The organism is Arthrobacter sp. V1I7 (assembly GCF_030817015.1).
GTDB lineage: Bacteria > Actinomycetota > Actinomycetes > Actinomycetales > Micrococcaceae > Arthrobacter.
Window position 1 is genome coordinate 4,549,075 of the sequence record NZ_JAUSYS010000001.1, and the last position, 26,075, is coordinate 4,575,149.

At 67.1% G+C, this 26,075-nt stretch carries 25 protein-coding genes and 2 pseudogenes; 3 read left to right on the top strand and 24 right to left on the bottom strand.

The genetic code is table 11. From position 1 onward, the window contains the following. Positions 1-4 precede the first annotated feature (4 nt). The 8 genes from QFZ69_RS20970 to QFZ69_RS21005 all read right to left on the bottom strand — a co-directional run bounded on the left by QFZ69_RS20970 (position 5) and on the right by QFZ69_RS21005 (position 10,758). Positions 5-1,531: a glycoside hydrolase family 43 protein gene (locus tag QFZ69_RS20970; RefSeq protein ID WP_306914202.1), complete on the bottom strand. Its 1,527-nt coding sequence runs from the start codon at positions 1,529-1,531 to the stop codon at positions 5-7. Then, a complete protein-coding gene (locus tag QFZ69_RS20975; protein WP_373461747.1) occupies positions 1,528-4,062 on the bottom strand; it encodes a beta-glucosidase in 2,535 nt (844 codons plus the stop codon). The genes QFZ69_RS20970 and QFZ69_RS20975 overlap by 4 nt, the downstream gene beginning before the upstream one ends. Beyond that, complete coding sequence (locus QFZ69_RS20980; protein WP_307000412.1) at positions 4,059-5,006, bottom strand: glycoside hydrolase family 1 protein; 948 nt, start codon at positions 5,004-5,006, stop codon at positions 4,059-4,061. Before QFZ69_RS20980 ends, QFZ69_RS20975 begins: the two co-directional genes overlap by 4 nt. Next, positions 4,906-5,505: a family 1 glycosylhydrolase gene (locus QFZ69_RS20985; protein WP_307000415.1), complete on the bottom strand. Its 600-nt coding sequence runs from the start codon at positions 5,503-5,505 to the stop codon at positions 4,906-4,908. The genes QFZ69_RS20980 and QFZ69_RS20985 overlap by 101 nt, the downstream gene beginning before the upstream one ends. Positions 5,506-5,568: 63 nt before the next feature. Further along, positions 5,569-6,429, bottom strand: a complete 861-nt coding sequence (locus QFZ69_RS20990; protein ID WP_306914205.1) for an ATP-binding cassette domain-containing protein — start codon at positions 6,427-6,429, stop codon at positions 5,569-5,571. Beyond that, positions 6,426-8,222, bottom strand: coding sequence for a dipeptide/oligopeptide/nickel ABC transporter permease/ATP-binding protein (locus QFZ69_RS20995; protein ID WP_306914206.1), 1,797 nt, complete (start codon positions 8,220-8,222; stop codon positions 6,426-6,428). The genes QFZ69_RS20990 and QFZ69_RS20995 overlap by 4 nt, the downstream gene beginning before the upstream one ends. After that, positions 8,219-9,160, bottom strand: a complete 942-nt coding sequence (locus QFZ69_RS21000) for an ABC transporter permease (RefSeq protein ID WP_306914208.1) — start codon at positions 9,158-9,160, stop codon at positions 8,219-8,221. Before QFZ69_RS21000 ends, QFZ69_RS20995 begins: the two co-directional genes overlap by 4 nt. 77 nt (positions 9,161-9,237) lie before the next feature. Next, the gene (locus QFZ69_RS21005; protein WP_306914210.1) at positions 9,238-10,758 is read right to left on the bottom strand and encodes an ABC transporter substrate-binding protein; all 1,521 of its coding nucleotides are present in this window, start codon (positions 10,756-10,758) and stop codon (positions 9,238-9,240) included. Between the two features lie 184 nt (positions 10,759-10,942). On the opposite strand from QFZ69_RS21005, the gene QFZ69_RS21010 reads away from it, so the two are divergent. Beyond that, positions 10,943-11,581, top strand: a complete 639-nt coding sequence (locus QFZ69_RS21010) for a TetR/AcrR family transcriptional regulator (RefSeq protein WP_306914212.1) — start codon at positions 10,943-10,945, stop codon at positions 11,579-11,581. Between the two features lie 18 nt (positions 11,582-11,599). Here QFZ69_RS21010 and QFZ69_RS21015 read toward each other — a convergent pair whose 3' ends face one another. The 8 genes and pseudogenes from QFZ69_RS21015 to QFZ69_RS21050 form a co-directional block, all read right to left on the bottom strand. Further along, positions 11,600-12,520, bottom strand: coding sequence for an aldose 1-epimerase family protein (locus tag QFZ69_RS21015; RefSeq protein ID WP_306914214.1), 921 nt, complete (start codon positions 12,518-12,520; stop codon positions 11,600-11,602). Next, the gene (gene araA, locus QFZ69_RS21020) at positions 12,517-14,037 is read right to left on the bottom strand and encodes an L-arabinose isomerase (RefSeq protein WP_306914216.1); all 1,521 of its coding nucleotides are present in this window, start codon (positions 14,035-14,037) and stop codon (positions 12,517-12,519) included. The genes QFZ69_RS21015 and araA overlap by 4 nt, the downstream gene beginning before the upstream one ends. Positions 14,038-14,081: 44 nt before the next feature. Further along, positions 14,082-14,792 (bottom strand): L-ribulose-5-phosphate 4-epimerase, encoded by a 711-nt coding sequence (locus QFZ69_RS21025; RefSeq protein WP_306914218.1) that lies wholly within the window; start codon positions 14,790-14,792, stop codon positions 14,082-14,084. Continuing rightward, complete coding sequence (gene araB / locus QFZ69_RS21030; protein ID WP_306914219.1) at positions 14,789-16,504, bottom strand: ribulokinase; 1,716 nt, start codon at positions 16,502-16,504, stop codon at positions 14,789-14,791. The genes QFZ69_RS21025 and araB overlap by 4 nt, the downstream gene beginning before the upstream one ends. A 109-nt stretch (positions 16,505-16,613) precedes the next feature. Further along, positions 16,614-17,636: a LacI family DNA-binding transcriptional regulator gene (locus tag QFZ69_RS21035; protein WP_306914221.1), complete on the bottom strand. Its 1,023-nt coding sequence runs from the start codon at positions 17,634-17,636 to the stop codon at positions 16,614-16,616. Between the two features lie 255 nt (positions 17,637-17,891). Beyond that, a complete protein-coding gene (locus QFZ69_RS21040; RefSeq protein WP_306914223.1) occupies positions 17,892-18,125 on the bottom strand; it encodes a zinc-ribbon domain-containing protein in 234 nt (77 codons plus the stop codon). Positions 18,126-18,302: 177 nt separating this feature from the next. Next, complete coding sequence (locus QFZ69_RS21045; RefSeq protein ID WP_306919725.1) at positions 18,303-18,533, bottom strand: hypothetical protein; 231 nt, start codon at positions 18,531-18,533, stop codon at positions 18,303-18,305. Beyond that, positions 18,502-18,673: pseudogene (locus tag QFZ69_RS21050) on the bottom strand (SDR family oxidoreductase); the annotation flags it as partial. The pseudogene QFZ69_RS21050 and the gene QFZ69_RS21045, both read right to left, overlap by 32 nt. A gap of 12 nt (positions 18,674-18,685) precedes the next feature. Between QFZ69_RS21050 and QFZ69_RS21055 the strand changes: the two are divergent. Further along, positions 18,686-19,111 (top strand): annotated as a pseudogene (locus QFZ69_RS21055) (DUF4862 family protein); the annotation flags it as partial. On the opposite strand, the gene QFZ69_RS21060 reads toward QFZ69_RS21055, so the two are convergent. From QFZ69_RS21060 to QFZ69_RS21095, 8 genes are all read right to left on the bottom strand, one after another. Beyond that, positions 19,100-20,149 (bottom strand): HoxN/HupN/NixA family nickel/cobalt transporter, encoded by a 1,050-nt coding sequence (locus QFZ69_RS21060; protein ID WP_306914225.1) that lies wholly within the window; start codon positions 20,147-20,149, stop codon positions 19,100-19,102. The pseudogene QFZ69_RS21055 and the gene QFZ69_RS21060 overlap by 12 nt on opposite strands. Further along, the gene (locus QFZ69_RS21065; protein ID WP_306914227.1) at positions 20,149-20,979 is read right to left on the bottom strand and encodes an urease accessory protein UreD; all 831 of its coding nucleotides are present in this window, start codon (positions 20,977-20,979) and stop codon (positions 20,149-20,151) included. The genes QFZ69_RS21060 and QFZ69_RS21065 overlap by 1 nt, the downstream gene beginning before the upstream one ends. Positions 20,980-21,173: 194 nt before the next feature. Next, positions 21,174-21,791, bottom strand: a complete 618-nt coding sequence (gene ureG, locus QFZ69_RS21070; RefSeq protein ID WP_306914229.1) for an urease accessory protein UreG — start codon at positions 21,789-21,791, stop codon at positions 21,174-21,176. 34 nt (positions 21,792-21,825) lie between these two features. Then, positions 21,826-22,515: an urease accessory protein UreF gene (locus QFZ69_RS21075; protein ID WP_306914231.1), complete on the bottom strand. Its 690-nt coding sequence runs from the start codon at positions 22,513-22,515 to the stop codon at positions 21,826-21,828. Continuing rightward, complete coding sequence (ureE, locus tag QFZ69_RS21080; protein ID WP_306914234.1) at positions 22,496-22,978, bottom strand: urease accessory protein UreE; 483 nt, start codon at positions 22,976-22,978, stop codon at positions 22,496-22,498. The genes QFZ69_RS21075 and ureE overlap by 20 nt, the downstream gene beginning before the upstream one ends. A 19-nt stretch (positions 22,979-22,997) precedes the next feature. Continuing rightward, positions 22,998-24,743, bottom strand: coding sequence for an urease subunit alpha (gene ureC / locus QFZ69_RS21085; RefSeq protein ID WP_306914236.1), 1,746 nt, complete (start codon positions 24,741-24,743; stop codon positions 22,998-23,000). Beyond that, the gene (locus QFZ69_RS21090) at positions 24,740-25,084 is read right to left on the bottom strand and encodes an urease subunit beta (protein ID WP_306914237.1); all 345 of its coding nucleotides are present in this window, start codon (positions 25,082-25,084) and stop codon (positions 24,740-24,742) included. The genes ureC and QFZ69_RS21090 overlap by 4 nt, the downstream gene beginning before the upstream one ends. 9 nt (positions 25,085-25,093) lie before the next feature. Then, positions 25,094-25,396, bottom strand: coding sequence for an urease subunit gamma (locus tag QFZ69_RS21095; protein WP_306914239.1), 303 nt, complete (start codon positions 25,394-25,396; stop codon positions 25,094-25,096). A 329-nt stretch (positions 25,397-25,725) separates the two neighbouring features. Here QFZ69_RS21095 and QFZ69_RS21100 point away from each other — a divergent pair, with 329 nt between their 5' ends. Continuing rightward, entirely contained in the window at positions 25,726-26,061 is a 336-nt protein-coding gene (locus QFZ69_RS21100; protein WP_306914240.1) for a hypothetical protein, read from the top strand. The last annotated feature ends 14 nt before the right edge of the window (positions 26,062-26,075 follow it).

The following is a 26,075-nucleotide window of genomic DNA, read 5'->3' on the forward strand; positions in this document are numbered from 1 at the left end:
TTCCCTAGTTGGGCTCGCGTCCGGAACTGCGGAACCAGTGGAAGGCCACCGTGCCGCTGCTGGCGAAGACGCCCGCCACCCGTCCGGTGAAGGACGCGGCGGTTTCGGCCGAGAGGTACCGTCCGTCCAATTCGGCCAGGGTGACCGGTTCGCCGCCGATGACGGCCTGCAGCGCCACGGTGTCCGAACTCAGGTGGCCGAACCCGGCGCCGCCGGCGGGCTGGCGGGTTGCGATCCGGAGTTCGAGGGGGCCTCCGGGTACCTGGCGGGTCCACGCCTGTTCGATCGAGGACACCCGGGCCCGGGCGGTGACGGTGGTCCCGTTGACTTCGATCGAGTAGTGGTGGGACTCGTCGTAGCGGACGGCGAGGCCGCCGGCGTTGCCCTTCCCGTCACTGGGACCCTGCTCCTCGGGGGAACCTGTGTCCACCAGTGCGGCGATCGTCTCCACCTGGTACCGCTGGCGGCGGCCCAGGAACGCGGGCCGGGCGTCATCCAGGCCGGGGCCGTCGCTGGTTACGGTCAGCCGGCCGCGGATCTTCTCCGTGGAGGCGAACGCGCCGGGAAAGCGCCGTACGGCGATCCAGCCGCCGTCGAGCTCCGCGTCCACGAAGTCATCCTCGAACTCGCCGCCGGAGCGCGGATTCAGGATGACAGGTTCAACCACCGGCCAGCCGTCCTCCCAGGTGACCGGGGTGATGAAGGTTTCCCGGCCCAGCGCCGAGAAGGCGCGGGTCATGCCCCTGGGCCGCATGCCCAGGAGCACCATGGCCCAGCCGCCGTCGGGGGTCTGCACGAGGTCACCGTGGCCCGTGTTCTGGATAGGGCGGTCGGTGCTGCGGGCGCTCAGGACGGGGTTGGCCGGGTTGTTCTCGAACGGGCCGGTGGGGGAGGTTCCCCGGGCGATGCTGACGCTGTGTCCGCGCTCGGTGCCGCCCTCGGCGATCATGAGGTACCAGTAGTCGCCGTGCCGGTAGAGGTGCGGGGCTTCGGGGAACATCAGTCCGGTGCCGGACCAGACGCTGCGGGGTTCCTCCAGGGCCTTGCCCGATTCCAGGTCCACGCGCACCTGGAGGATGCCGCGGTGCTCACCGATGTTTCCGGTGACGGTGTCCAGCCCGGAGTAGGTCAGGTAAGCGGTGCCGTCCTCGTCCCAGGCAAGGTCCTGGTCGATGCCGACCGCGCCCTCAATTGCCAGCCCGTCGCTCCACGGGCCGGCGGGGTCCTTAGCCGTGAACACCAGGGTCCCCCGGGCCATGGCGTCGGTGACGGCAACATAGAACAGACCATCATGGAAGCGGATGGTGGGCGCCCACGCGCCACCAAGGGTGGGCACGTCGCGGGAGTCCAGTTGCCCTTCGCGGTCCACCACGTGCCCGACCCGGGTCCAGTCGACCAGGTCGGTGCTGTGGTACACCGGGATGCCGGGCAAGTATTCAAAGGTGGACGTGGCGAGGTAGTAGTCCTCCCCCACCTTGACGATGCTGGGATCCGGGTTGAAGCCCGAAATCAGGGGGTTGGGCAGGTTCATGCGGCACCTTCCTCGGTTGGGTGCACCAGCGTGAGCGTGGTGTCCAGCGGCAGTTCACTGACGGAGGTGCCGACGCGGAGGGTGTAGTCGCCGGGTTCATACGTCCAGCCGTTGTCCCAATACGCCAGGAGCCGGGTGGGCACGTCCAGGACTGCGGTGACGGTTTCGCCGGCTTCTGCCCACACGGGGGCGGAGGAGACGAGCCAGCGGACCGGGCGGTCCACGGCGGAGCCGGGCTTTTCGGCGTAAACCTGGACCACGTGTTTTCCGGCGCGCTGACCGGTGTTTCGCAGCGTGACGGCCAGCGGCACGACGTCGGCCGGTGCGGCCGTGGCGGGGGCCACCACGGATTCGAGACGCCAGGACGTGTAGCCGAGTCCGGAGCCGAATTCGTAAGCCGGCCGGACTCCGGCTTTGAGCCACGCCCGGTAGCCGATGTGGATCCCTTCCTCGTAGACCAGGGTCCCGTCGGCGTCGGGCGTGACATTTATGACCGGCACGTCGTCCTGGCTGGCCGGCCAAGTGGTGGGGAGCCGGCCGCCGGGTTCGGTGACGCCGGTGAGGATGTCAGTGAGGGCGTGGCCGAATTCCTGGCCGCCGAAGTAGCCCAGGAGGATGGCTGCGACCTCGTCGCGCCAGGGCAGCAGCACGGGGGCACCGGAGTTGACCACCACGATGGTGCGCGGGTTGGCCGCCGCGACCGCGTGAACCAGGCGGTCCTGCAATCCGGGAAGCTCCAGGGAGGTCCGGTCGTAGCCCTCGGATTCGACGCGGGAGTTGGTGCCGACCACGACGACGGCGACGTCGGCGGCGCGGGCTGCCTCAACCGCCTCGGCGATCAGGGCGTCGGGGTTCGAGTCGTCGGGTTCCACGCCGATCGCGATGCTCAAGGCATTGGCGAGGGCGCCGGTGCGGTCCGCGATGTCGAGCTCCATGCGCACTTCCACCGGGATACCGGCAGTGACTGCGAGCTCGAAGGAGGCGGAGGGCGGGGCCAGGAACGCGGCCCCAAGGTCGGTTCCGGTCGCTTCGATGGTGACTTCACGGCCCAGTACGCCGTCGACAAACATCCGGCCACGCCCCACGGTGGAGAAGCCCAGGCGGATGGTGCCGGTCTCTTCCGGGGTGTAGATGGTGTGGAACTGGACCGTGGAGGACGCCGCGATCGGGGCGTCGCCGCCGAACCAGACCAAAGCCGTGGAGCGGCGGTCCTCGGCGAAGAGTTCCTCGCCGTGGGCGTCCAGGAAGCGCACGCGGAGCCCCGGACGGCCCGTGACGGGGTTGGCCAGGTGTTCGAGCGGCAGTTCGGCGATGCCCTCCTGGACCACAGCGCCCACACTGTACGAAACTTTGTCCGCGCCGAAGGCGGCGCGGATCCCGTCCAGCGGGGTGACGACCTTTTCCGGGACCACGGTCGCGGAACCACCGCCCTGGGTGCGGGCGTGGCGGGCGTTGTGACCGATCACGGCGACGCGGGACACTCCAGGAGCATCCAGCGGAAGCCCGCCGTCGTTCTTCACCATCACCGTGCCGGCGGCGGATGCCTCACGGGCGAAGGCGATCGGGTCCTCACGGTCGGCCGGTTCGGCCTTGACGGCGTCGAAGCCTTGCAGGGCGCCGACGCGGGCCGCGAGCTGCAGGATGCGCAGGACTTTGCGGTCGATGCTGGCCTCGGCCACTTCTCCGGATTTCACTGCCACGGCAAGCGCCTCGCCCCAAGGACCGGCCGGGCCGGGCATGACCAGGTCCTGAGAGTGGTTGGCGCTGTTGACGCTCCGGACGGCGGTCCAGTCGCTGATGACCACACCGTCAAAGCCCCACTCACTGTTCAGCGGCGTTTCCAGCAGTTCGTTTTCCGTGGCAGTGGCGCCGTTGATCGAGTTGTAGGCGCTCATGACCAGCCAGGCCTTGGAGTCGACGATTGCCTTCTCGAAGGCGAGCAGGTACAGCTCGCGCAGCGGCCGGTCCGCGACCTTGACATCGACGGTGAAGCGGTCGGTTTCCGAGTCGTTGGCCACGTAGTGCTTCGGGGTGGCTCCCACACCGTTGCGCTGCACGCCGGAAACGTAGGCGGCGGCGAGCCCGGCCGTGAGGACCGGATCCTCGCTGAAGGCCTCGAAGTGGCGGCCGCCCAGCGGGGAGCGGTGCAGGTTGATGGTCGGGCCCAGGACGACGTCGACGCCTTTGCGCCGCGCCTCGACGGCGGAGGCGGCGCCCAGCCGGTCGGCGATGGCCGGGTCCCAGCTGGAGCTGATCGCGGCGGCCGAAGGGAAGTTCATGGACGGCACGCGTTCGTCCCAGACCTCGCCGCGGACACCGGTGGGACCGTCCGAAACCAGCATGCGGCGCAGACCGATCTTCGCCATCGGCCACGTGGTCCAGAAGTCGCGGCCGGTCAGGAGCTGGATTTTGTCTTCTAGGCTGAGCTCCGCCAGCAGGGATGCCAGGCGCTGCTCTGTGGAGAGCATGTCGGTGGTGAGAGTTTCCATGATGTCTTTCTGGTCTGTACTGACGGCGGAAGTGGGGCTCATGCGGGGGCGCCTGCGGTGACGGGTGTGGCTGCTTGTGCGGTTGCTCCGCGAACGGCGGCGATGGTGTCCCGGTACCAGTAGGCACTCTGCTTGGGGATGCGGGTCTGGGTGCCGTAGTCCACATAGACCAGGCCGAAGCGCTTGTCGTACCCCTCGGCCCACTCGAAGTTGTCCATGAAGGACCAGGCGAAGTAGCCCCGGACGTCCACACCATCGGCGATCGCCTCACCCACGGCGGAAATGTAACCGCGGAGGTAATCGATGCGTTCGGGGTCGCGGACCTCGCCGTTCGGGTCAACGTAGTCGTGGAACGTCACACCGTTTTCGGTGACGTAGAGGGGCAGCCCGGTGTACTCGCTGGCTACCCGCTTGAGCACCGCCTTGAGGGCTTCGGGAGTGTTGGACCAGCCGAAGGACGAGGGTGCCGGCTGCACGTGGGTCCAGTTCGGGGCGGCCCCATCGCCGGGACCCGCGGAAACGAGCATGTTGGTGTAATGGTTGACTCCGGCAAAGTCACCAGGCGCGGAGATGATGGCGAGGTCGCCCGGCTGGACCAAGTCCCTGGGCCCGGCATCCTCGCCCGTGGCTGTCAGTCCGTACCGGCCGTAGGCGGCGATGGTCGTGTCGGCGTAGCGGCCGCGGTAGACGGGATCCAGGAAGATCCGATTGCTGACGGCATCCCAGTATTCGGTGGCCTGGCGGTCTGCCTCGGTATCGGTCGCCGGGTTCAGGTTGCCGACGATGTTGGTAATGCCCACTTTGGCCTTGGGGCGGCGGGCGCGGAATTCCCCCAGTGCCAGGCCGTGGGCCAGGAGCAGATGGTGGGCGGCGGGAACGGCGAGGCTATCGTCCTTGAAGCCGGGGGGCCTGCATACCCCACGAGTGGCCCAGGAAGGCTGCGCACATGGGCTCGTTGATGGTGATCCAGTGCTCGGCGAGATCACCGAGGGCCTCGGCGACGAGTCCGGAATACTCGCCGAAGCGGTACGCAGTGTGCCGCGCCGGCCAGCCGCCGTCGTCCTGCAGCGCCTGCGGCAGGTCCCAGTGGTACAGCGTCACGTACGGCGTGATGCCGCGGGCGGTGCAGCCTTCGAGCAGCTCCCGGTAGAAGCGGACACCTTCGGGGTTGAGTGGACCCGTCCCGCTGGGCTGCAGGCGGGACCAGGACAGGGAAAGCCGGTACGCGGGGATGCCGAGCTCGGCCATCAGATCGAGGTCGGCTTCCCAGCGGTGGTAGTGGTCGCAGGCGATATCGCCGTTGTCACCATGAATCGTGGTGCCGGGCTGGTGGGAGAAGGTGTCCCAGATGCTTTTGCCGCGGCCGCCCTCGTTGACGGCGCCTTCGATCTGGTAGGCCGCTGTGGCCACGCCCCAAGCGAAATCGGCGGGAAAAGTGGCGCCGGAGGAGAGCCCCGGGTGTGCGGTCGCTGATTGCGTGGTCATTGGCTCGCCTTTCTGTTGTCTGGATTCTGTGGTGCTGCGCGTCCGGCGGATGGGGCGGCGCCCCTAGGCCACGCCGGCCTGTACGTCCTGCTCGTGCTGGATTGCCGCCAGGCGATGGCGGTCGGCCCGTCGTTGGGCCTGCCGGTCCGGATCCGGCACGGGCGCGGCCATGAACAGCCGCTGGGTGTAGGGGTGTTCCGGTTCGCCGGTGACTTGGTCCCCTGCGCCCCATTCCACGATTTCGCCGTGGTACATGACTGCCACGCGATGGCTGAGATACCGGACCACCGCGAGGTCATGGGAGACGAAGAGGTACGCCACTCCGGTGCGTTCCTGGATTTCGAGGAACAGGTCCAGGACCCGGGCCTGGGTGGAGAGGTCCAGGGCGGAAACCGGTTCGTCGCAGACGACCAGCTTCGGGTCCAGGGCAAGCGCCCGGGCGATTGCGATGCGCTGGCGCTGCCCGCCGGAGAATTCCCTCGGCAGCCGGTGAACGGCGTCGTGTGGCAGCCGCACCTGGTCCAGGAGCTCCGCGACCCGCTTGTTGGCTGCCTGGCGTTCCACCTTCCGGACGGTCAACGGCTCGGTCAGGATTTGTTCGATGGTCATGGAAGGATTCAGCGAGGTATACGGGTCCTGGAACACCACCTGGATTTCGTGGCTGAGCTCCTTGCGCTGGGCCCGGCTGGCTTTGGAGATCTCCTGCCCGCGATAGCTGATGCTGCCGCCGGTTACGGGAGCAAGACCCAGTACGGCGCGGCCCAGGGTGGTTTTTCCGGAACCGGACTCACCCACCAGGCCCACGGTCTCGCCGGGGCGGACGTCCAGGGAAACGCCCCTGAGCGCCTTGAACGGCTCCCTGCGGAAACCCTTGAGGGGATATTCGACGACGACGTCCCGGACGTCGAGCAGTGTTTCGGTCATAGCGATACTCCGTTCAGGGAGAGAAGCGGTCCGCGGGGCGCCGTGTCCTCGAGGATCGCGTCGAGCAGCAGCCGGGTGTAGGGGTGCCGCGCGTCGTTGAAGATGGCCCGCACGGGACCTGTCTCCACGACCCGGCCCGTCTGCATCACGGTCACGCGGTCACACAGGTCCGCCACGACGCCGAAGTTGTGGGTCACAAGGATGACTCCCATGTTCAGTTCGGCCTGGAGTTCGCGGAGCAGGTCGAGCACTTCGGCCTGCACCGTGACATCGAGCGCCGTCGTGGGTTCGTCGGCGATCAGCAGGTCCGGCTGGCACGAGACGGCCCCGGCTATCAGCACGCGTTGCGCCATTCCGCCGGAAATCTGGTGCGGGTAGGCGTTAAAGGTCCGCTCGGGGTTGGGAATCCCCACTTTGGCCAGGAGTGCGAGGGCCCGCTTCCGGGCGTCCGCCTTCGATATCCCCAGGCAGACGCGCATCGGCTCCATCAGCTGGCTGCCGATGGTGAACGCGCCGTCCAGGTTGCTCATCGGCTCCTGCGGGATGTAGGCGATACGCTTCCCGCGGATCTTGGTCATCTCCTTCTCCGACAGGGAGGCCAGGTCCTTGCCGTCGAAGACGATCGAGCCGCCCGTGACGCGGCCGCCTTGTGGGAGAAGCCGGAGGATGGAGAACGCTGTCTGCGTCTTCCCGGAGCCGGATTCGCCAACGATCCCGTGGACTTCGCCGCGGCGGACGGTCAGGCCCACATGGTTGACGACGTGGGTGGTGGAGCCGTCCGGCTGGTCGTAGCCGACACCAAGGTCGGTGACTTCCAGGAGGATCTCGCCGGCAGTATCGGAGGGCTCCTCGGGGTGGACGACGGCGGCGGCGCCGCGCTGCTCGGCGGCGGAGGCCGCATCGGTGAGCGTCGCCTTGCGGCGCTTGACCGGCCCGCCGCTCCGTTCAAGCTCGTCGCGCATCGCGTTGGCCAGCAGGGTCAGGGCGACGCACACCAGCCCGATCAGCAGGGCGGGCCACAGGACCAGGGTTGGGACCTTGTAGAGGTTAACGAAGCCGTCGTTGAGCATGCTTCCCCAGGTGGGGATGTTCAGGTCGCCCAACCCCAGGAATTCGAGGCCCGCCTGGATGGCGATGGCAATGCCCAGGATCATGGCGGACTGGATGATCACAGGCGCCCGGACCACTGTAAGGATGTGGCGGCCGATGATCCTGAAGTCGCCCAGCCCGGAGACCCGGGCGGCGTCGACGTACAACTCGTTGCGCACCGCGGTGACTGAGGCGTAGACGAGCCGGAAATAGGCCGGGGAGAGCATGATGCCGAAGATCATCATGGACAACCACATCGACGGGCCCAGCACGGCGCGTGCGGCCAGAAGGACCACCATTCCCGGCAGGGCCATCAGCAGGCCGGTGAGCCAGGAGGAGACGGAATCGAACCAGCCGCCGTAGTAGCCGGCAATCAGTCCGCCGGTCACCCCCAGCACCATGGCCACCGCCAGCGCCAGGAGCGCGCCGGCGAGGCTGAACTGCCCGGCGAATAGCAGACGGCTGTAGACGTCGCGGCCGGCGCTGTCCGCTCCCAGCCAGTGCCCCGGCCCCGCCTTGGCCAGGACGGCCTGCAGGCTCGCCTGACCTGGATCATGGGTGGCCAGCAATGGTGCAAGGATGGCCGCCACGGCGACCAGCACGAGGACCAGGAGGGACGCTGCGCCGGTGGGATGTGTCAGGAGCCGGCGGAACAGGGAAACCTTCGCTGCCGGGGTGGGACGTGCGATGGGAGTATCGATCATGACAGCCGAACTTTCGGATTGAGCCAGCCTTGGGCGAGGTCGATGATGAGGTTGACGGCAACCACGATGGCGGCCGTAGCGACGACGACCCCCATCACGACGGGGATGTCCCCTTGACCCGTGGCGGCAACGGTGATCTGCCCCAGGCCGGGCAGCGCGAAGATCTGTTCTACAATCACGGCCCCGCCCAGCAGGCCGATGAACTGCACGGCGAGGACGGCCAGGGCCGGACCGCCAGCGTTGCGCAGCACATGCTTGTAGACAACCCGGTTGAAGGAGAGGCCGCGGGCACGCAGCGTGCGGACGTAGTCCTGCCGGAGGGCGTCGATCAGGGAACCGCGGACCTGCTGGACCACGGAAGCGACACACCCGATCGAGAGGGCGATGATCGGCAGGGTGACGGTGGAGGCCCAGCCGCCGAATGACGTCGTGATGGGAATATAGCCGGTGGCCTTGAACCATTTGAGGTTCAGGGCGAAGAGGGAGACGAGCCCCAGCGCGATCAGGAAGCCCGGGATGGCGTGACCCAGCACCCCCACGGACTGGACCACCCGGTCCACCCAGCCGCGCCGGACAGCCGCCCAGACGGCAATGACCACAGAGACTGCGGCGGCGATGATGGTGGCGCCCAGCACCAGCGAGATGGTGACCGAAACCCGGCTGGTGACACCGGTGGTGACCAGCTGGCCGTTGAACCAGGACCGGCCAAGATCGCCGGTGACGGCACTCGTCAGCCAGTCCCAGTACTGGACCAGGAGCGGTCGGTCCAGGCCGAGCTGTGCGGCTTTCAGCGTTACCTGCGCTTCGCTGGCGGTAGGACCGACAATACGCCGGGCGATGTCGCCGCCGCCGGCATACAGCAGCAGGTAAGCGACCGTTGTAATGACGAACAGCAGGAGGACGCCGGAGAGCAGGCGCCGCAGCACGAATTGGTACATCGAAAGTTCCTTAGGGGAGTTCCTGGAGCTGCCGGTTCCGGATCACGGTGAGGGGGTCCGGAACCGGCAGGTGTCCGCTAGGAGGCGGGAGTGAAGGACCAGATGAACGGGTAGGCATTGCCCGTCTGGACCTCGACGTTCGTCTTGGCGTCGGTGACGAAGCTGGACTGCGGGCGGTACCACGGCGCGAACCAAGCCTGCTCCACGATGTACTTGTTCAGTTCCTTGGCCGCGGTCTTCTGCTCGTCCGCGGAGCCGACGTGGATCGCGTTGATCAGCTCATCCGCTTTTGGGTCCTCGTACTTGTACGGGTTCCACGGTGCGTTCGGGGCGAGCTTCATGTTGATCAGCTGCCAGTCGGACTGCTGCTCCAGAATCATGTAGCTCACGCCGTACTTCGGTGCCAGGAGGTCGGCGATGAAGTTGTTGCCGGTGTCCGTGAACTCGGCGGTAATTCCGACGTCCTTGAGCTGCTGGGTGATCAGCGCCGGGATCGTGTTGCCCAGCAGGGTGGAGGAGGGCAGCTTCAGAGTCAGCCCGCTTGCGTAGCCTGCCTCGGCCAGGAGCGCCTTGGCTTTGGCCGGGTCGTAGGAGTACCGCGCGTCCAGGGACTGGTCATAGGCGTCCGACGACGTCGGGAACACCTGCGTGGTCAGCTCGCCGTGGCCCTGGCCGATGGACTCCAGCATTGCCTTCGTGTCGAAGGCGTAGTTCAGTGCCTGGCGGACGCGGACGTCCTTGAGCGCCGGGTTGGTGGTGCCGGCGCGGTCAAAGAGGAGCAGACCGGACCAGTTCAGCTGGAGCGGGTTGACCTTGTACCCCGCGGCTTCAATTTCGGTCAGGGTGTTGTTGTCGATGGTGTTGGCGGCGTTCAGCTGGCCGGACTTGATGGCGTTCAGCAACGAGGTCTGGTCGCCGTAGACGTTGAGGACCAGGTTGTCGTAGTGGACCAGGCCCTTGTCCCAGTACTCCGGGTTGCGCTTGTAGCTGTAGGAAGTGCCCGTGACGGTGGCGGCGGTGTCCAGAACGTACGGTCCGGAGCCGACCGGCTTGGTGGCGATGTCCGGGGCGGCGAACGATGCCGGACTCTGCATGAAGGACGCATCCTTGGACAGGTAGTTCAGGAACGCCGGGTCCGGGGCGGAGAGCGTCAGCTCCAGTGTGGTGGCATCCACCGCCTTCGCTGTCGCAAGTGCCGCGAGGAACTGCGCGTCCGGGGACGTGCCTGCCTTGAACCGATCAAGGTTCTGCTTGGCCGCATCGGCGTCGAAGGGCGTGCCGTCTGTGAACTTCACGTCGTCGCGGAGGCTGAGGGTCAGAACGGTCTTGTCGGCGTTGTACTTCCACTCCTTGGCCAGCATGGGCACCAGCGTGCCGTCCGGCTTCATCCGGATCAGGGTGTCGTACACGGCCTGGTAGAAAGGCGAGAGGTTGGCGAATTCGGACTGGTCCGCGGCAAACGTCTTGGGAGCCAGCAGGGTGCCGAGGGTGAGGGTTGCGGAGGACTGCTCCTGGCTTGCGTCTCCGGCGGCGGAACATCCGGTGAGGCCCAGGGCAACGGCAGCAACGAGGGCGGCCATTCGCTTCGATCGGAACATCTTTGGTCCCTTTCACGATCAGTGGCAGTCCATCATGGACGGCCATTGAGGAAGACCGTAACATGAAAACCGAGTGGGTACTAGGTTTTTGTTTGCGAGCTTGAAACGTTGCCAATTGTGACGGCGCCCACATCGGACGACCGGTTCGGAATCTGGTCGAAATTCGCGTTGTTAGGGTGGGGTCATGACAGAAACAGTGCACAGCGCCTCCGCGGAAACGCCGCGCCGAGGCCGCCCGCGGGGCAGCTACGCGAAAACCGAAGCGCGCCGTCAGGAAATCCTGAACGCGGCGTTCGAGGTCTTTTCCGCTTCCGGTTACCGGGCGGGCTCACTGAAGGACGTCGCGGACAAGGTGGGGCTCAGCCAGGCCGGGCTGCTGCACCACTTTCACAGCAAGGAAGCCCTGCTGGAGGCACTCCTGACCCTGCGCGACGAGCAGTCTGCTGCCCGGACCGGTGCCCTGACGGCCACGGGCGCGGATCTGCTTCGCGGAATGGTGGAATTGACCCGCTACAACACCACTATTCCGGGCCTGGTGGCGCTTTACTGCGCGCTGTCGGCGGAGGCCACGGATCCGGAGCATCCGGCCCATCAGTACTTTCTCAACCGGTACAACTGGGTGCGGGGCGTGATGACCGAGGCGTTCGCCGAGATGGGCCGGCAGGGCAGCCTCCGGACCGGAATCGCGCCGGAGGCGGCCGCCCGGCAGATCATCGCACTCATGGACGGGCTCCAGGTCCAATGGCTCCTCGACAATGACTCGGTGGACATGCCTGCCGAAGTGGCCTCGTATCTGAATGCGGTCACGACCGCGGCGTTCTAACCCGCCGGGTGGCTGCCGTCAGGCGGCAAAGATGCACCAGCCCGCCTCGTGGACGGCTCCGGGGTCGAGCCGCACGAGGTCCGTGCCGGTGTTGAAGGCGTCCGGCGGACAGCTCATCGGTTCCACGGCCAGCCCCAGCCGGTTGGGCAGCGGGGGCTCCTTGTCGCCGGTATGGAGCTGCAGCCAGGGAAGGCTCCGGTCCCAGGCCATCCCGACGCCGGTCCCGCCCGGATCACGGGCCACGACGCGTGCGCGCCCGTCGCCGTCGCCGTCGAACGCAATGTCTGTGAAGGCATGGTCGATCTCGGTGGCACCGATCACGCGGGCGGCGCGGAAGTCGTATTCGTGTCCGTCAACGGGTCGGTTGGCGACCGGCAGCAGCCGGTCCGGGGTCACCTCAAGAAACGTCCGCGCGGGGACCTCGAGGCTCCACCGATCCAGCGGAGCGGGTCCCGCCAGCAGATAAGGGTGCGGGCAGACACCGTACGGAGCGGTCCTTTCACCCGTGTTGCGGGCTGTGACGCCGCTGTGCAGACCGTCCCCGTCCAGCGAGTACGCGGCGGTGAGCGCCAGCGCGAACGGGTACCCCGGCGTCGGCGCAATCGCGCAGGAGAGCACCACGGCCGATTCCGTCCGGGAGTCCAGCTGCCAGTCCAGCTCCGGGGTGAAGCCGTGCAGGGCGCACTGCCGGCCGGGCTCGTTGACCGGCACGCCGTAGTCAACCGAGTCGAAGGTGTACCTGCCGTCCGGAATCCGGTTGGGCCAGGGCGCCACGATGACGCCCCGGAAGTCCGGATTCGGCCCTCCGGCCGGGAACGGGACAACAAGGTCCCGTCCCCGGTGCTGCAGTTCGCGGACGGCGGCTCCCCGGGCCGTGATGACGGCGGTGTACTCCCCCGCCTCGATTTTGAATTCGATCGCAGCCCCGTATTCGGTCACAGGCCGCCGGCCAGCTTGTAGTAGGCGGCGTTCCACGCCAGTTCCTTTTTGAACTGTTTGATTGTGGTGTCTTGATCGATGGTCAGCAGCTCCGTGCGGGCGATCTCGGCGAAGTCCTCGAACACGTCCATGCCGACGGCAGTGGTCAGGACGGTGTGGTGGGCGGCGCCGGCGGTCAGCCAGGCGGCCGCCGAGGTGGCGAAGTCCGGCTTGGGCGACCAGAGCGCGCGTGCCACCGGCAGGTTGGGCAGCGGCTCGTCCAGATCCACGACGTCGACAGCGTTTGCCACCAGGCGGAAGCGGTCGCGCATGTCGGACAGTGCCACGACGACGCCGGGCCCGGCGTCGGTGTCAAAGACCATCCGGACCGGATCTTCCTTGCCGCCGATGCCCAACGGGTGGATTTCGACGCGGGGCTTGGTGGCGGTCAGGGAGGGGCAGACCTCGAGCATGTGCGCCCCCAGGATCTTTTCCTGGCCCGGCGCGAGGTGGTAGGTGTAATCCTCCATGAGCGAGGCGCCGCCGGGCAGTCCGGCGCCCATGACCTTGGCCGCGCGGACCAGGATGGCGGTCTTCCAGTCTCCCTCGGCGCCGAAGCCGTAGCCGTCGGCCATGAGCCGCTGGACGGCCATGCCCGGCAGCTGGCGGAGTTCGCCGAGGTCCTCGAAGGAGGTGGTGAAGGCGGCGGAGCGGTTGGCTTCCAGGAATCTGCGCAGGCCCAGTTCGATCCGTGCGCTGTAGCGCAGGGACTCGTGGCGGGGTCCGCCGGCCTTCAGCTCGGGGGCGACGTCGTAGAGCCGCTCGTACTCCGCGACGAGGGAGTCGACGTCGGCGTCCGCAGCACCGTGCACGGCGTCGGCGAGTTCGTTCACGGACCAGGTGTTCACGGAGACACCGAAACGCAGTTCGGCCTCGGTCTTGTCCCCTTCGGTGACGGCGACGTTGCGCATGTTGTCGCCGAACCGGGTGAGCTTGAGCGTGCGGACGGCGGCCCAGCCCGCGGAGGCGCGCTGCCACGATCCCACCTGGCGGGACACCTCGGGGTTGGACACATGGCCCACCACGGTCTTGCGCGGAATGCCCAGGCGCGACTGGATGTAGCCAAATTCGCGGTCGCCGTGCGCGGCCTGGTTCAGGTTCATGAAGTCGAAGTCGATGTCCGCCCACGGCAGTTCGACGTTGGCCTGGGTGTGCAGGTGCAGGAGCGGCTTGCGGAGCAGGTCGAGTCCCTGGATCCACATCTTGGCCGGCGAAAAGGTGTGCATCCAGGCGGTCACGCCGATCACCGAGTCGTCCGCGTTGGCCTCGAGCGCGGTGCGGCGGATGGCTTCCGAGTCCGTCAGCACTGGCTTCCAGACCAGCTTGACGGGCACCTCGGAGGAGGCGTTGAGGGCCGCGGCGATCTCCTGTGATTGCGCGGCCACCTGCTTGAGGACGTCCTCGCCGTAGAGGTGCTGGCTGCCGGTGAGGAACCAGACCTCGTACTGCTCAAGGGAGGTGTTATTGGCGTTCGTCATGTTTTCTCCTGCGGAAGGTAAGGGGCGACGGCGGGTGGCGCGGCCTAGCGGCCGTAGACGTTCTGGTAGCGGGCGTAGAGGGAGTCGATCTGGGCCGCGTCGATCGGCAGCGGTTCACCGAGCTGGCGGGAGACGTGGACCGTGCGGGCCACTTCCTCGCACATGACCGCGGCCTTGACGGCCGAGCGGGCGTCCTTCCCCACGGTGAAGGGGCCGTGGTTCTGCATGAGCACGGCCGGCGAGGTGGAGTTGGCCAGGGTCTCCACGATGCCACGGCCGATCGAATCGTCCCCGATCAGTGCGAAGGGGCCCACGGGGATGGGGCCACCGAATTCGTCACCCATCATGGTGAGCACGCACGGGATGGCTTCTCCGCGGGCGGCCCAGGCGGTTGCGTAGGTGGAGTGGGTGTGGACCACTCCCCCGATCTCGGGCATGTTCCGGTAGACGTAGGCATGCGCCGCGGTGTCCGAGGACGGCGTGAGGTCCGGGTTCCCCCATTCCGCCGCCCCACCGTCCGCAGCGGCGGAAAACCCGCTGACCGGAGTGCCGTACAGGTCGGTGACCACTATCAGCTCCGGGCTGAGATCGTCATAGGAGACGCCGGACGGCTTGATCACCATGAGGTCATGTCCGGGGACCCGCGCGGACACGTTTCCCGCCGTCCAGACGACCAGCTGGTAGCGCGTGAGTTCGGCGTGCAGGGCGCAGACCTCGCCGCGGAGCCGTGCGATGGATTCCAGCAGCGCGCTCATGCGGACACCCCGGCGGTGAAGAGCGGGCGGACGGCGTTGCGCTGGATCGTCTTGAGCCGGTGCATGACTTCGTTGGTTCCCCTGCCGAAGTAGTCGTGGAGCGTCCGGTACTCACGGAACAGCTCCTCGTAGGCGGCGACGTTCTCCAGGATAGGAGTGAAGACGGCTCCCGGCTCGGAGCCCATGGCGGCGGCCGCGGCCCTGATGTCCGGGTATTTACCGGCGGCCACCGCTGCGTGGATGGCGGAGCCCAGCGCCGGTCCCTGGCTGGAGCCGATAGTGGACAACTGCAGGCCGGTGACGTCGGCGTAGATCTGCATCAGGAGCTCGTTCTTCAGCAGCCCGCCGGCGACGATGAATTCCGTCACCGGAACGCCGGAGTCGCGGAAGGCGTCGACGATGGTCCGAGTGCCGAAGGCGGTGGCTTCCAGCAGGGCCCGGTAGGTGTCCTCGGGCCGGGTGGCCAGGGTCTGGCCCACCACGATGCCGGAGAGCTCGTGGTCCACCAGCACCGACCGGTTGCCGGAGTGCCAGTCGAGGGCGATCAGGCCGTGCTGGCCAATCGCCTGGTGGGATGCCAGTTCGGTGAGGTATTCGTGGATGCCCAGCCCTGCGGCTTCGGCAGCCCGGTGGTATTCCGGCGGAACGCCGTACTTGGTGAACCAGCCGAAGATGTCACCCACTCCGCTCTGTCCCGCCTCGTAGCCCCAGAGCCCGTCCACGATTCCGCCGTCCACCACGCCGCACATGCCGGGCACTTCGTGCAGTTCAGCCCCGTTCAGGACGTGGCAGGTGGAGGTACCCATGATGGCGACGAGCTGCCCGGGCTCCACGGCCCGGGCCGCAGGCGCGGTGACGTGGGCATCGACGTTACCGACCGCCACGGCGATGCCTTCGGGCAGTCCGGTCCACGCGGCCGCTTCGGCCGTGAGGTAACCGGCGGCGTCGCCCAGCCGGCCGATGGTGTGCTTCAGCTTGGTGCTCACAAAGTCCTTGAACTGCGGGTTCAGGGCGGCCAGGAACTCCTCCGAGGGGTAGCGGCCGTCCTGGTAGATCCCCTTGTAGCCGGCCGTGCAGGCGTTGCGGACGTAGTTGCCGCAGAGCTGCCAGACGATCCAGTCGGCTGCTTCCACCCAGCAGTCCATGGCGGCGTAGCATTCCGGGTCTTCCTCGAGCAGCTGAAGCCCCTTGGCGAATTCCCATTCCGAGGAAATCAGTCCCCCATAGCGCGGGAGCCAGTGTTCGCCCCTCTCGGCTGCCAGTGCATTGATCCGGTCCGCCTGCGCCTGCGCTGCATGGTGCCGCCACAGCTTGACGTAGGCGTGCGGACGGCGGGCGAATTCCGCCACTTCGTTCAGCGGGGTGCCGTCAGCCTTGACCGGAACCATCGTGCAGGCGGTGAAGTCGGTCGCGATTCCGACGACGGCGGCGGGGTCGATCCCGGCGTCGGCGATCGCGGCCGGAACGGCGTGCCGGAGTACGTCCCGGTAGTCGTTGGGCACCTGAAGGGCCCATTCCCCGGGAAGCCGGATGCCGGCGTCGCCCGCGGTGTCCTCGGGCAGTTCGTCGGTGACCACGGCGTGGGGGTAGGCGAAAACGCCGCTGCCGATTTCCTTGCCGTCCCGGACCCGCACGACGACGGCCCGTCCTGAGAGGGTGCCGTAGTCGACGCCAATGACAAAGTTTTCGGTTCCGTCCACTGAGACGTCCATCAAATCCTCCAATAGGTTCCGCAGCGTTGCGAACCACTCCATTGTTAGCGCTAACAAACATACTGTCAAGAAATTTCTCGCAAGGAGTTACTTGGCGGAGGGTCCGTCCCTAGCCGCGCGGGGTTCGGGGTGCCGTACTGGCGCGCACCACGAGCTCGGGTTCGACCACCCGGATGCCGCGGGCCGCGCCGTCCTCGATCTGTGCGCGCATCAGATCCATGCAGCGTCTGCCGAGTTCCTCAAAGTCCTGGCGGACCGTGGTAAGCGGCGGCATGAAGTAGGCGGATTCCGGCTGGTCATCGAAGCCGACCAGCGAGACATCCTCGGGCACACGGACACCCTTTTCTCCGAACGCGCGCAACAACCCCAGCGCCATCTGGTCGTTGCTGACGAAGACCGCCGTCGCCGCGCGCTGTTCTGCCAGCTGCTGCCCGATCCGGTAGCCGCTGCCCGCGCTCCAGTCACCCTCCACCAGGAGCTCGGCGGCGAGGCCGGCTTCCACCAGCTCTTCGCGCCATCCGTCGACGCGGGCCCGGCCGTCGATCCAGTCCAGCGGCCCGGAGACATGACCGATCCGTTGGTGGCCAAGGCTGATCAGGTGGGCGACGGCGAGCCGCGCCCCGAGCTTCTGGTCGACCATGGCTCCGCTCAGCCGCCCTTCCCCGGCTCCGCCCACGACCACCACGGGGACATCCAGGTTCAGTTCCTCCAGCGCCTGAAGCGTCCCGGCGTGCGGCACGATCACAATCATCCCGTCCGCGCCCTGGTCCGTCAGGTGGCGGACCGCATCGGCTATGGCGTCGGCTCCGGCGCCCTTGATGGCCGCGATGCTCACGAAATAGCCGGCCTCCCGGGCGGCCTGCTGGACTCCGAGCAGCGTATTCGCCGGGCCGTACTGGCCCAGTTCTGAGGCCAGCACCCCGATGGTCTGGGTACGCCGGGTCACCAGGCTCCGGGCGGCGGTGTTGCGCCGGTAGCCAAGTTCGGCGATCGCCGCCTCGACCCGCTCCCGCGTTGCCTTGCTGACATTCGGGTGGTTGTTGATCACCCGCGAGACCGTCTGGTGGGACACCTTGGCCCGGGCTGCGACATCTTCGAGGCGCGGCAGCCGCCGGTCATTGCTGTTCCCCATGCGGGGCACCTTCCCTCCGTATGCAGCCGCGCCGCCTGATCTCCGGACGACCCGAGGATTTCGACGCCCGCAACTCCGCGCCGCTACTGTTAGCGCTAACGCTAGTCTATTTCGTCTTCCATGGCGGAGGAATCCCTGCTTCTCGTTGTCCGTGACGGACGCTGCTCGCGTGGCTCGCGGCTCACGCGGGACTGCAGGTGCTGAACGCCTGGACAAGGTCGGGGCAGATCTGGAACCCGCGCGAACGGGGGCACCCTATCGGCGGACCAAGGCGTTCTTCTGACGGGCGCTGATGCTGGACATTCGCCCGCAGTTGGAGCACGTGATCCGGTAGGAACGGCTGGTGGTGAACACCGGGATGAAGAACACCGTGAACCTGGTCGACCGTTCCTCAAGGTGGTGGTGCGCGAAGGCGTGGCAGTACTGACAGCTCGCAGGCCGCCCCGGCAACTCCCTGGTAATGGTCTTGAGCCCGAAAAGTAACAGCATTGTTGGTGCCTTTCAGTGCCGGCCAGGAGCGGTAAGTAAGCCTGCTTGTCAATTTACCTTAGCCTGCAGTCTAAAACATCGTCAGGGACCAGGCGCGGTGCGGCCAGCCGGGCGCGTGACCGGCAGCCGCATTCCCGTCGGTGTAGTCCCGGAGTTGGGCCAGGGGGGCCTCCTGGTTCAGACAGTAGCCCACAGATCTTCCACGGTATGGCATTGCCAGGTTGCCCCGAAGGGGCGGGACATCATCCAGCCATCGCTTAGGGCCGTGACTTTGGGGGCTCCGCGCATGCCGCTGCACACGCTGTTGATCGTGCCCGCCACGATCAAGTGTTGGCGCACGGTCCGGACCGCCCCCAGGACCGGATCGACCAGGTCGTCCTTGGGTTTGCCCCAGGAAGAGGTTTCCACCCGGGACGCTTGCCAGCAGCAGCGCCACGGGGCGCCACCTCCGCGGGCGTTCCGAAGCGTCCCAGCGGAAGTTCCGCACGTTTGGCGGCCTTCCAGTCTTCAGAAATGCCCTCAACGAGCGGCGTTTCAAACGGGCCAGGGCAGCAGGGGCTACCACGGAGGCCCTGCGCGCATCATTAACCGACCTGGCCGGTTTTGAGTGGGACGGTGCACGGCCTGTGCTGGAACACTGTGACGCCGCCGGCAGCAGCCATCCCCCGGTCAAGGGATTCCTGTCCCTCGAGGCCGAAATCGACGCCGTCCTTGGCGCCGGGGCAGGGACCGGGATCACGGTGAACTGGGCCCGCTCGGTAATCGAACAGCGCGACGTCGCGGCACCGCTCCGGCATGTCAAGCTGGCGCTGGAGGCGGGCGTACTGGCCGGGGCCGTCCTCTCCGGGTGTGCCCCTGTTGCTACGGAATTCGGTGCCGCCTGGGATGACGTCCACCTCCCGCCCGGCTCCCAGTGGCAGGAACGCGTCGCCGTCGTGGCGTTATCGCTGGCCGCCGCCCAGACCGCCGGATGGCTATCCCGCTGATCGCCACCGCAGGGAGGCCGCTCCCCAGACGGCCAGCAATCCCGCGACCAGCAGCAGCCCGGCGTCGCCCAGATCCACGGCAGCCAGCCACGTGGTCAGCGGATCCCGGAGGCCAAAGGCCGAAGAGAGCACACCGCCCAGGGTGATGACCGCGATGAAGAGGGCGGACACGGCGGAAATGCCCGTGATGGCGGCATTGAAGACCAGCTTGCCGCGGGGATCGGCCAGGGCCGAACGGTACATCCGCATCATGGCCACGCCGTTGATGGTGTCGCACAGCGTCATGGCAGCGGCAAAGGCCAGCGGCAACGCCAGCAAGGCGAACGGGGAAACACCAGCCAGCGATGCCGCCGTGGCCATGATCAGCACTCCGATGGTGGTGGCGGTATCAAAACCCAGCCCGAACAGGAAGCCGATCAGGTAGATGTGCCGGGGACGACGGACCCGGGCCAACGGCTTCGTGAGGAGCCGGGCCACGAAGCCTCCCGCCGCCAGATCGGCGTGAACAACCGCCGCGCCGGTGCGGACGCTCCGGTAGGCCTTCACCGTCCGGGCGAAGGCCGAGCCGTTAAAAATGCCCATCGCCAGCAGGAAGAGCCCGGACACCCCGCTGCCGATCAGCCCCAGCAGCAGGTTCCCGGCGGTCCCCTCGGCCATGAAGCTGCCCACCAGGGACACTCCCGCCACGAGCAGCACCCCGGCCAGGACCACCACGGAGCTGTGGCCCAGGCTGAAGGCGAAGCCGATACTCACCGGATCCTTGTGCTCGGCGGCGAACTTCCGGCTCGCATTGTCGATGGCCGCGAGGTGGTCCCAGTCGTAGCTGTGCTTCACGCCCGCCAGGTAGGCGGTCAGCACGAGCCCCGCCGCCAGCGGCTGGCCGCCTCCGGCCGTGCCGGAGAACAAAAGCACGACGGCGGCGGCATGGAGCACTGCCACCGCACCGAAGGTGACCAACAGGCGCGTCCGGAACGGTAACTGCTCCCGGTCGCGGTACAGCGCCGCCATCTGGTCCGCGACCCGGATCGGGGCGGCCATCAGTACTTCCTCAGATTCAAGGGTTCCTGCCCGTACCAGCGCTTCCGCAGCAGGGCCGTGGCATCCCCCAGCATGCGCTTCAGTTCCTCGGTGCTGTTGGAGAGCGATCTCAGGACCAGGCCGGCGGTTCCCAGCAATGTGGCGGTGAGGGAAAGGCCTGTGTGGGCGTCGCGGCCGGCGGTAATCGCGTGCAGTTCGTCGGCGAGGGCCTGGTCCACGCGCGGGTCCACCACGATCAGCGACCCCAGATGGCTGAATCCCTCCATGAACGCCATTCCGGAGACGTCGGCCAGGGGCGGGCGGATCAGCACGTTATCGAGGGCCAGCAGTCCACTTTTTTCGCCGGTTTCGACCTGGATCTCGGTCCGGAGCCGCAGTTCCTCGTACCGGAACGGCGCCCCGTCCGGTGACCAGCCCGGCGTGATGACTTCCGCCATCACCAGGCTCGACGACGGCCGCAGCCTGATGTGGGTGTTCTGCCGGTAACTGGCCTCCCGGTAGGCGATCAGCTGCTCCGGGGCCAGCTCCAGCCGCGCCCCCTCCCCCAGCCGCACGCGCATCCGCTGCTCAGCAAAGGACCCGGGAGTCCGGTAGATCTTGGTGGCCGACTGGGTAGTGAGGAGCAGCTTCGCCCCGTCCCCCACCTCCACGTCGATCACATAGAGATCAGCCCCCAGATAAGCTCCGCCAGGATTCACCAGAACATAACAAACCTGCCCGCTCTCATCCAAGTAATGAGGCCGCAAAACCCGCAATGCGCCCCGATGGTACTGGTGCTCGGCCACCGATCTATCTCCACGGACGGCCACCCGCAACTCAAGTTCCCCCATCGGTGACTCGACAGCGCGAGCGGAGCCGGGGATAAGGGGCCGCGGCGTGGCGGGCACCGCGGGGGTCCCACTGCCGCGTGGGCCCCGACTCGAGCTTGCGAGAGTTGGGAGCGGCTGGGGACGGGCACTGCCCTCTATATCCGGCGAAGAGCCGGGAGCGGCGTCAGCCCGAGGGGAGATAGCCGCCGTCGAGCTCATGATGCGAGGTCGAGCATCAGGACGTCGCGCCGCACCCACTCGATGACGCGCTCCAGCCCTTCGTCCGTCTTCAGGTTCGTAAGGCAGAACGGCTTTTCGCCCCGGAATTCGCGCGAGTCCCGTTCCATGACGGACAGGTCCGCGCCGACGTGGGGTGCGAGGTCGGTTTTGTTGATGATGAACAGGTCGGACTTGATCATGCCCTGGCCTGCTTTGCGGGGGATCTTCTCGCCCTGGGCGACGTCGATGATGTAGATGGAGAAGTCCACCAGTTCCGGGCTGAACGTCGCCGAGAGGTTGTCGCCGCCGGATTCGACGAAGATCACCTGCAGGTCCGGGTGCCGCTTCTTGAGCTCCTCAATGGCCGCCATGTTCATGGAGGTGTCCTCGCGGATCGCGGTGTGCGGGCAGCCGCCGGTTTCAACGCCGATGATCCTGTCCTCGGGCAGGACGCCGTTCCGGGCCAGGATCTTGGCGTCCTCGATGGTGTAGATGTCGTTGGTGATGGCCGCCATGGAAATTTCCCGGCTCATGTGGCGGGTAAGCCGCTCCACGAGCTGGGTCTTCCCCGCGCCCACCGGGCCGCCGACGCCGATCTTGATGGGTTCAGACATATTCTTCTCCAGACATATTTCTCGTATAGCTCGGTCAGCTCATGAACATCCGCGCGCGTTGGCGCTCGTGCCGCATCTGTGAAATTTCCAGTCCGGGGCTGACGGCCCCGAAGTCGTCGGGCGTGAGGAGTCCAATCCGGTCGACGGCAGCAGCCACGTCGTGGGAGGCCTTGCGCAGCAGCCGCTGGCCGGCGTTCTGCCCCAGCGGGATGGCCCGCACCGCGTTCTGCGTCAGCGACGTGACCGTGGCGAACAGGTACGCGGCGAAGGCCTCGGGCAACGGAACGCCCAGCGAACGTGCGACGACGGCGAACGCCAGCGGCTGGTGGCCGGCGGCGCGGCCTGCGGCCACCAGCTCCCGGTAGTCCGCCAGCCCGGGTGAGGGAAAGACCTCGGCGCCGATCTCCAGAAGCCGGGTTCCCATCTTGATGCTGGCTTCGCGCAACTGCCGGGGCAGGAGCTGCGCCGTCAGCTGCGCATCCAGCTCGACAAGCGGGACACCTTCATAGAGGAACCGGATGGCCGCCCCGTCGGAGTACGTCAGCTGCTGCCCCACGAAGGCGGACAACCACACCCCGAAGGACTCCTCGTCGAGCACCAGCCCGCGATCGATATAGGTCTCAAATCCGAGCGAGTGCGCAAACGCCCCGGTCGGCAGGGCGGAGTCGGTCAGCTGCTGCAGGGCGAGCTGCCAGGACGCCAGGCTAGTGGCTGTGTTCGGCATGGCGGAACGGCACGGGCATTACGCGCTCCTGGCGGTCGTAGGGCACCCCGACGTGCTTGAGGTAGTCCTCCACGGTGTGGTCATACTGGCAGACCATGACGTCGGCGCCGTACTCGGAGGTGGCGTCAAAGAACTGGGCCTGCAGGTGCCGGTTGCCCAGGGAGTGTGCCACCACCCCCATCTCGTGGACGGACCGGGGCGCAATCACCAGCACGTCGGTGGGCAGCACGGACACCACAATCATGTTGGATCCGGCGACGTGCAGGATGTCCCCGTCGCGCAGGTCGCCTGAGCCGGCCGGCAGGCGGATTCCAAGTTCCTTGCCGTGGTCGGTGGTGACGCGCAGGATTCGTTTCACAAGCTGGGCGCTGGGCAGCACGACATTTTCCCGGTGCAGACCGGCGTACGGGTCCGGTCCAGGGGGTAGGTCGTGCGTGTTGGCGAGGACCTTTTCGATGATCATATTCGTCTCCTCTGGAGGCCTAGAAAAGGAAGTAGCGTTGCGCCATGGGCAGCACGTCTGAGGGCTCGCAGGTGACATCCTCGCCGTCCACGCTCACCTGGTACGTCTCCGGATCCACCTCGATGGCCGGCGTGGCGCCGTTGTATTTGAGGCCCGATTTGGTCAGGCTGCGGATGCCGGAGACAGGCCGGATGACCTTCTGAAGTCCGAGTTCCGCCGGGACGCCGGCCTCAATGGCGGCCTGTGACAGGAAGGTGATGGAGGACTGCTGCACCGCCTTGCCGTAGGCGGCGAACATCGGCCGCATCGTGCGCGGCTGCGGGGTCGGGATGGAGGCGTTGGCGTCCCCCATCAGCGCGTAGGCGATCTGGCCGCCCTTGAGCACGAGCTCAGGCTTCACCCCGAAGAAGGCCGGGTCCCAGAGCACCAGGTCCGCGAACTTTCCCGCTTCGACCGAGCCGATGGAGTCGGCCATGCCCTGCGCGATCGCCGGGTTGATGGTGTATTTCGCCACGTAGCGCTTCAGGCGGAAGTTGTCGCTCTCAGGTCCCAACCCGGACGCAGCGCCGTGGGCACCGCCGTCGGGGTCCTTCAGGACGCCGCGCTGTTTCTTCATCTTGTCCGCCACCTGCCAGGTGCGGGTGACCACTTCGCCCACCCGGCCCATGGCCTGCGAGTCCGAGGAGGTGATCGCGAAGATGCCCAGGTCTTGCAGGACGTCCTCGGCGGCGATGGTCTCGGCCCGGATGCGGGAGTCCGCGAACGCCACGTCCTCCGGAATATCCGGGTTTAGGTGGTGGCACACCATGAGCATGTCCAGGTGCTCTTCGATGGTGTTGCGCGTGTAGGGCAACGTGGGGTTTGTGGAGGCGGGCAGGACGTTGGACAGCCCGGCGATCTTGATGATGTCCGGGGCGTGGCCGCCGCCGGCGCCCTCGGTGTGGAAGGTGTGGATCACCCGGCCGTCAATGGCCCGGATCGTGTCCTCCACGAAGCCGCACTCGTTGAGGGTGTCCGTGTGGATGGCCACCTGGACGTCGTACTCGTCCGCCACCTTCAGGGAGGTGTCGATTGACGAGGCCGTCGAGCCCCAGTCCTCGTGGACTTTCAGTCCGATGGCACCGGCGCGGATCTGTTCGGCCAGGGGTTCGACGGCGGACGCATGCCCCTTGCCGAACAGGCCGATGTTGATCGGGAGCCCTTCGGCCGCCTGCAGCATCCGCTGGATATGCCACTTCCCGGGGGTCACGGTGGTGGCCTTGGTGCCTTCCGCCGGGCCCGTGCCGCCGCCCAGCATCGTGGTCACGCCGCTGCACAGGGCCGCCGGGACCTGGCCCGGGGAAATGAAATGGATGTGGGAGTCCACGCCGCCGGCCGTCAGGATCTTCCGTTCTCCCGCAATGATCTCGGTGCTGGCACCGATCACGATGTCCACGCCATCGGTGATCTGCGGGTTGCCGGCCTTGCCGATCCGGAAGATGTGGCCGTCCCGGAGCGCGACGTCGGCCTTGTAGATGCCGGAGTAGTCCAGCACCACAACGTTGGTGATCACGGTGTCCGGAACGTCCTCATCGCGGGTTACTTGCCCGTTCTGGCCCATGCCGTCACGGATCACCTTGCCGCCGCCGAACACCAGTTCCTCGCCGTAGACGGTGAGGTCCTTCTCGATCTCGAGGAAGAGCTCAGTGTCGGCGAGGCGGATGGCGTCGCCCGTCGTCGGGCCGTACAGGTCCGCGTATTGCCGACGGGACAATTCGGAACTCACTGCGCTTCCCCTGCCTGGCCGGCATGGCGGGCCTCGTTGAGTTTCCCGTTGACCGCGTTGCTGAGGCCGTAAACTTCCCGGCTGCCCGCGAGTTCGATCAGCCGGACGGTCCTGCTGTCACCCGGTTCAAACCGTGCCGCGGTGCCTGCCGGGATGTCCAGCCGCCGACCATGCGCGGCCTGCCGGTCGAACTTCAGGGCGGGATTGGCCTCGGCAAAGTGGTAATGCGAGCCCACCTGCACGGGGCGGTCACCGGTGTTGGTCACGGCGATATCGATCGCCTCGCGGCCGGCATTGATGACCACCGGCGCGGCACTGAGAACGTACTCTCCTGGAATCATCGAAGCTCCCTAGCGGATGGGGTCGTGGACGGTGACGAGCTTTGTGCCGTCCGGGAAAGTGGCTTCGACCTGGACGTCGTGGATCATTTCCGGCACGCCCTCCATCACGTCGTCGCGGCCCAGTAACGTGGAGCCGTAACTCATGAGCTCCGCCACGGTCCTGCCGTCCCGCGCGCCCTCGATCAGCTCATAGCTGATGACGGCGACCGACTCCGGGAAATTGAGTTTCAGGCCGCGCGCCTGGCGGCGGCGGGCGAGGTCCGCTGCGACGACGATCATGAGCTTTTCCTGCTCTCGGGGTAACAGGTGCATTACGGAATCCCTTCTGGAACGGCCAGCGCCGCGGCCTGCAGGCGCCGCGGTGCTGCCCAGCGTAGCCGGGGGACGTTTCCTGCAGGTTTCCGGCGTTACAACCCGACAACCCGCGGGCCGGCAGCCGTCCGTCGACTGAGCTGCACCCGGCCCGCGTGTGTCCTGAACACCCGCGAAACGTGGCGACGCCATCATCGTCGGCGAGACGGCCGCTGGCCTGCAGGACCAGCCGGCACCATCATCGGCCCCAGACGCAATCCTAGGAGAAGCGACCCGGGTTGGCCCATGCTGGGCGAACCCGGGTCGCTTCCGCTTGTTAGGCTGGACGAATGAAACCACGTCTCGCCGCCCTGTCCGCTGCTGCCCTCATGATCGTCCTGACCGGCTGCGGCCAGGTGCAGGAAGCCGCCGAAAAGGCCGTCAGCGACGGCGCCTCCCAGGTGGCCACGGCCGCCGGCAATGAAGTGAAGAAGCAGGCCTGTGCTCTCGTTGAGGACGGACTCGTGAGCATCCAGGACAAGGAACTCCTCGGCGGACTCGTCGCCGGGGCGGAGACCGCCGGCCTCCCCTCGGACATCACCACTCCACTGCGGCAGATCGCCGAATCCGGCGATCAAGTTCCGGCCGAGTCCGTCAAGGCCCTCCAGGATGCCTGCGCCAAGTAGCGGTTCCGCCCAAA

Bases quoted from the DNA above. Each gene is read 5' to 3' on its own strand.
- QFZ69_RS21060 (WP_306914225.1), bottom strand. From the start codon at position 20,149: ATGGCCGCCCCGATCCGGGTCGCGGACCAGATGGCGGCGCTGTACCGC.
- QFZ69_RS21035 (WP_306914221.1), bottom strand. From the start codon at position 17,636: ATGGGGAACAGCAATGACCGGCGGCTGCCGCGCCTCGAAGATGTCGCA.
- QFZ69_RS21010 (WP_306914212.1), top strand. From the start codon at position 10,943: ATGACAGAAACAGTGCACAGCGCCTCCGCGGAAACGCCGCGCCGAGGC.
- QFZ69_RS21100 (WP_306914240.1), top strand. From the start codon at position 25,726: ATGAAACCACGTCTCGCCGCCCTGTCCGCTGCTGCCCTCATGATCGTC.
- QFZ69_RS21005 (WP_306914210.1), bottom strand. From the start codon at position 10,758: ATGTTCCGATCGAAGCGAATGGCCGCCCTCGTTGCTGCCGTTGCCCTG.
- QFZ69_RS21000 (WP_306914208.1), bottom strand. From the start codon at position 9,160: ATGTACCAATTCGTGCTGCGGCGCCTGCTCTCCGGCGTCCTCCTGCTG.
- QFZ69_RS20975 (WP_373461747.1), bottom strand. From the start codon at position 4,062: ATGAGCCCCACTTCCGCCGTCAGTACAGACCAGAAAGACATCATGGAA.
- QFZ69_RS20985 (WP_307000415.1), bottom strand. From the start codon at position 5,505: ATGACCACGCAATCAGCGACCGCACACCCGGGGCTCTCCTCCGGCGCC.
- QFZ69_RS20990 (WP_306914205.1), bottom strand. From the start codon at position 6,429: ATGACCGAAACACTGCTCGACGTCCGGGACGTCGTCGTCGAATATCCC.
- QFZ69_RS20995 (WP_306914206.1), bottom strand. From the start codon at position 8,222: ATGATCGATACTCCCATCGCACGTCCCACCCCGGCAGCGAAGGTTTCC.
- ureE (WP_306914234.1), bottom strand. From the start codon at position 22,978: ATGATCATCGAAAAGGTCCTCGCCAACACGCACGACCTACCCCCTGGA.
- QFZ69_RS21075 (WP_306914231.1), bottom strand. From the start codon at position 22,515: ATGCCGAACACAGCCACTAGCCTGGCGTCCTGGCAGCTCGCCCTGCAG.
- araB (WP_306914219.1), bottom strand. From the start codon at position 16,504: ATGGACGTCTCAGTGGACGGAACCGAAAACTTTGTCATTGGCGTCGAC.
- ureG (WP_306914229.1), bottom strand. From the start codon at position 21,791: ATGTCTGAACCCATCAAGATCGGCGTCGGCGGCCCGGTGGGCGCGGGG.
- QFZ69_RS20970 (WP_306914202.1), bottom strand. From the start codon at position 1,531: ATGAACCTGCCCAACCCCCTGATTTCGGGCTTCAACCCGGATCCCAGC.
- QFZ69_RS21065 (WP_306914227.1), bottom strand. From the start codon at position 20,979: ATGGGGGAACTTGAGTTGCGGGTGGCCGTCCGTGGAGATAGATCGGTG.
- araA (WP_306914216.1), bottom strand. From the start codon at position 14,037: ATGACGAACGCCAATAACACCTCCCTTGAGCAGTACGAGGTCTGGTTC.
- QFZ69_RS21095 (WP_306914239.1), bottom strand. From the start codon at position 25,396: ATGCACCTGTTACCCCGAGAGCAGGAAAAGCTCATGATCGTCGTCGCA.
- QFZ69_RS21040 (WP_306914223.1), bottom strand. From the start codon at position 18,125: ATGCTGTTACTTTTCGGGCTCAAGACCATTACCAGGGAGTTGCCGGGG.
- QFZ69_RS21025 (WP_306914218.1), bottom strand. From the start codon at position 14,792: ATGAGCGCGCTGCTGGAATCCATCGCACGGCTCCGCGGCGAGGTCTGC.
- QFZ69_RS21090 (WP_306914237.1), bottom strand. From the start codon at position 25,084: ATGATTCCAGGAGAGTACGTTCTCAGTGCCGCGCCGGTGGTCATCAAT.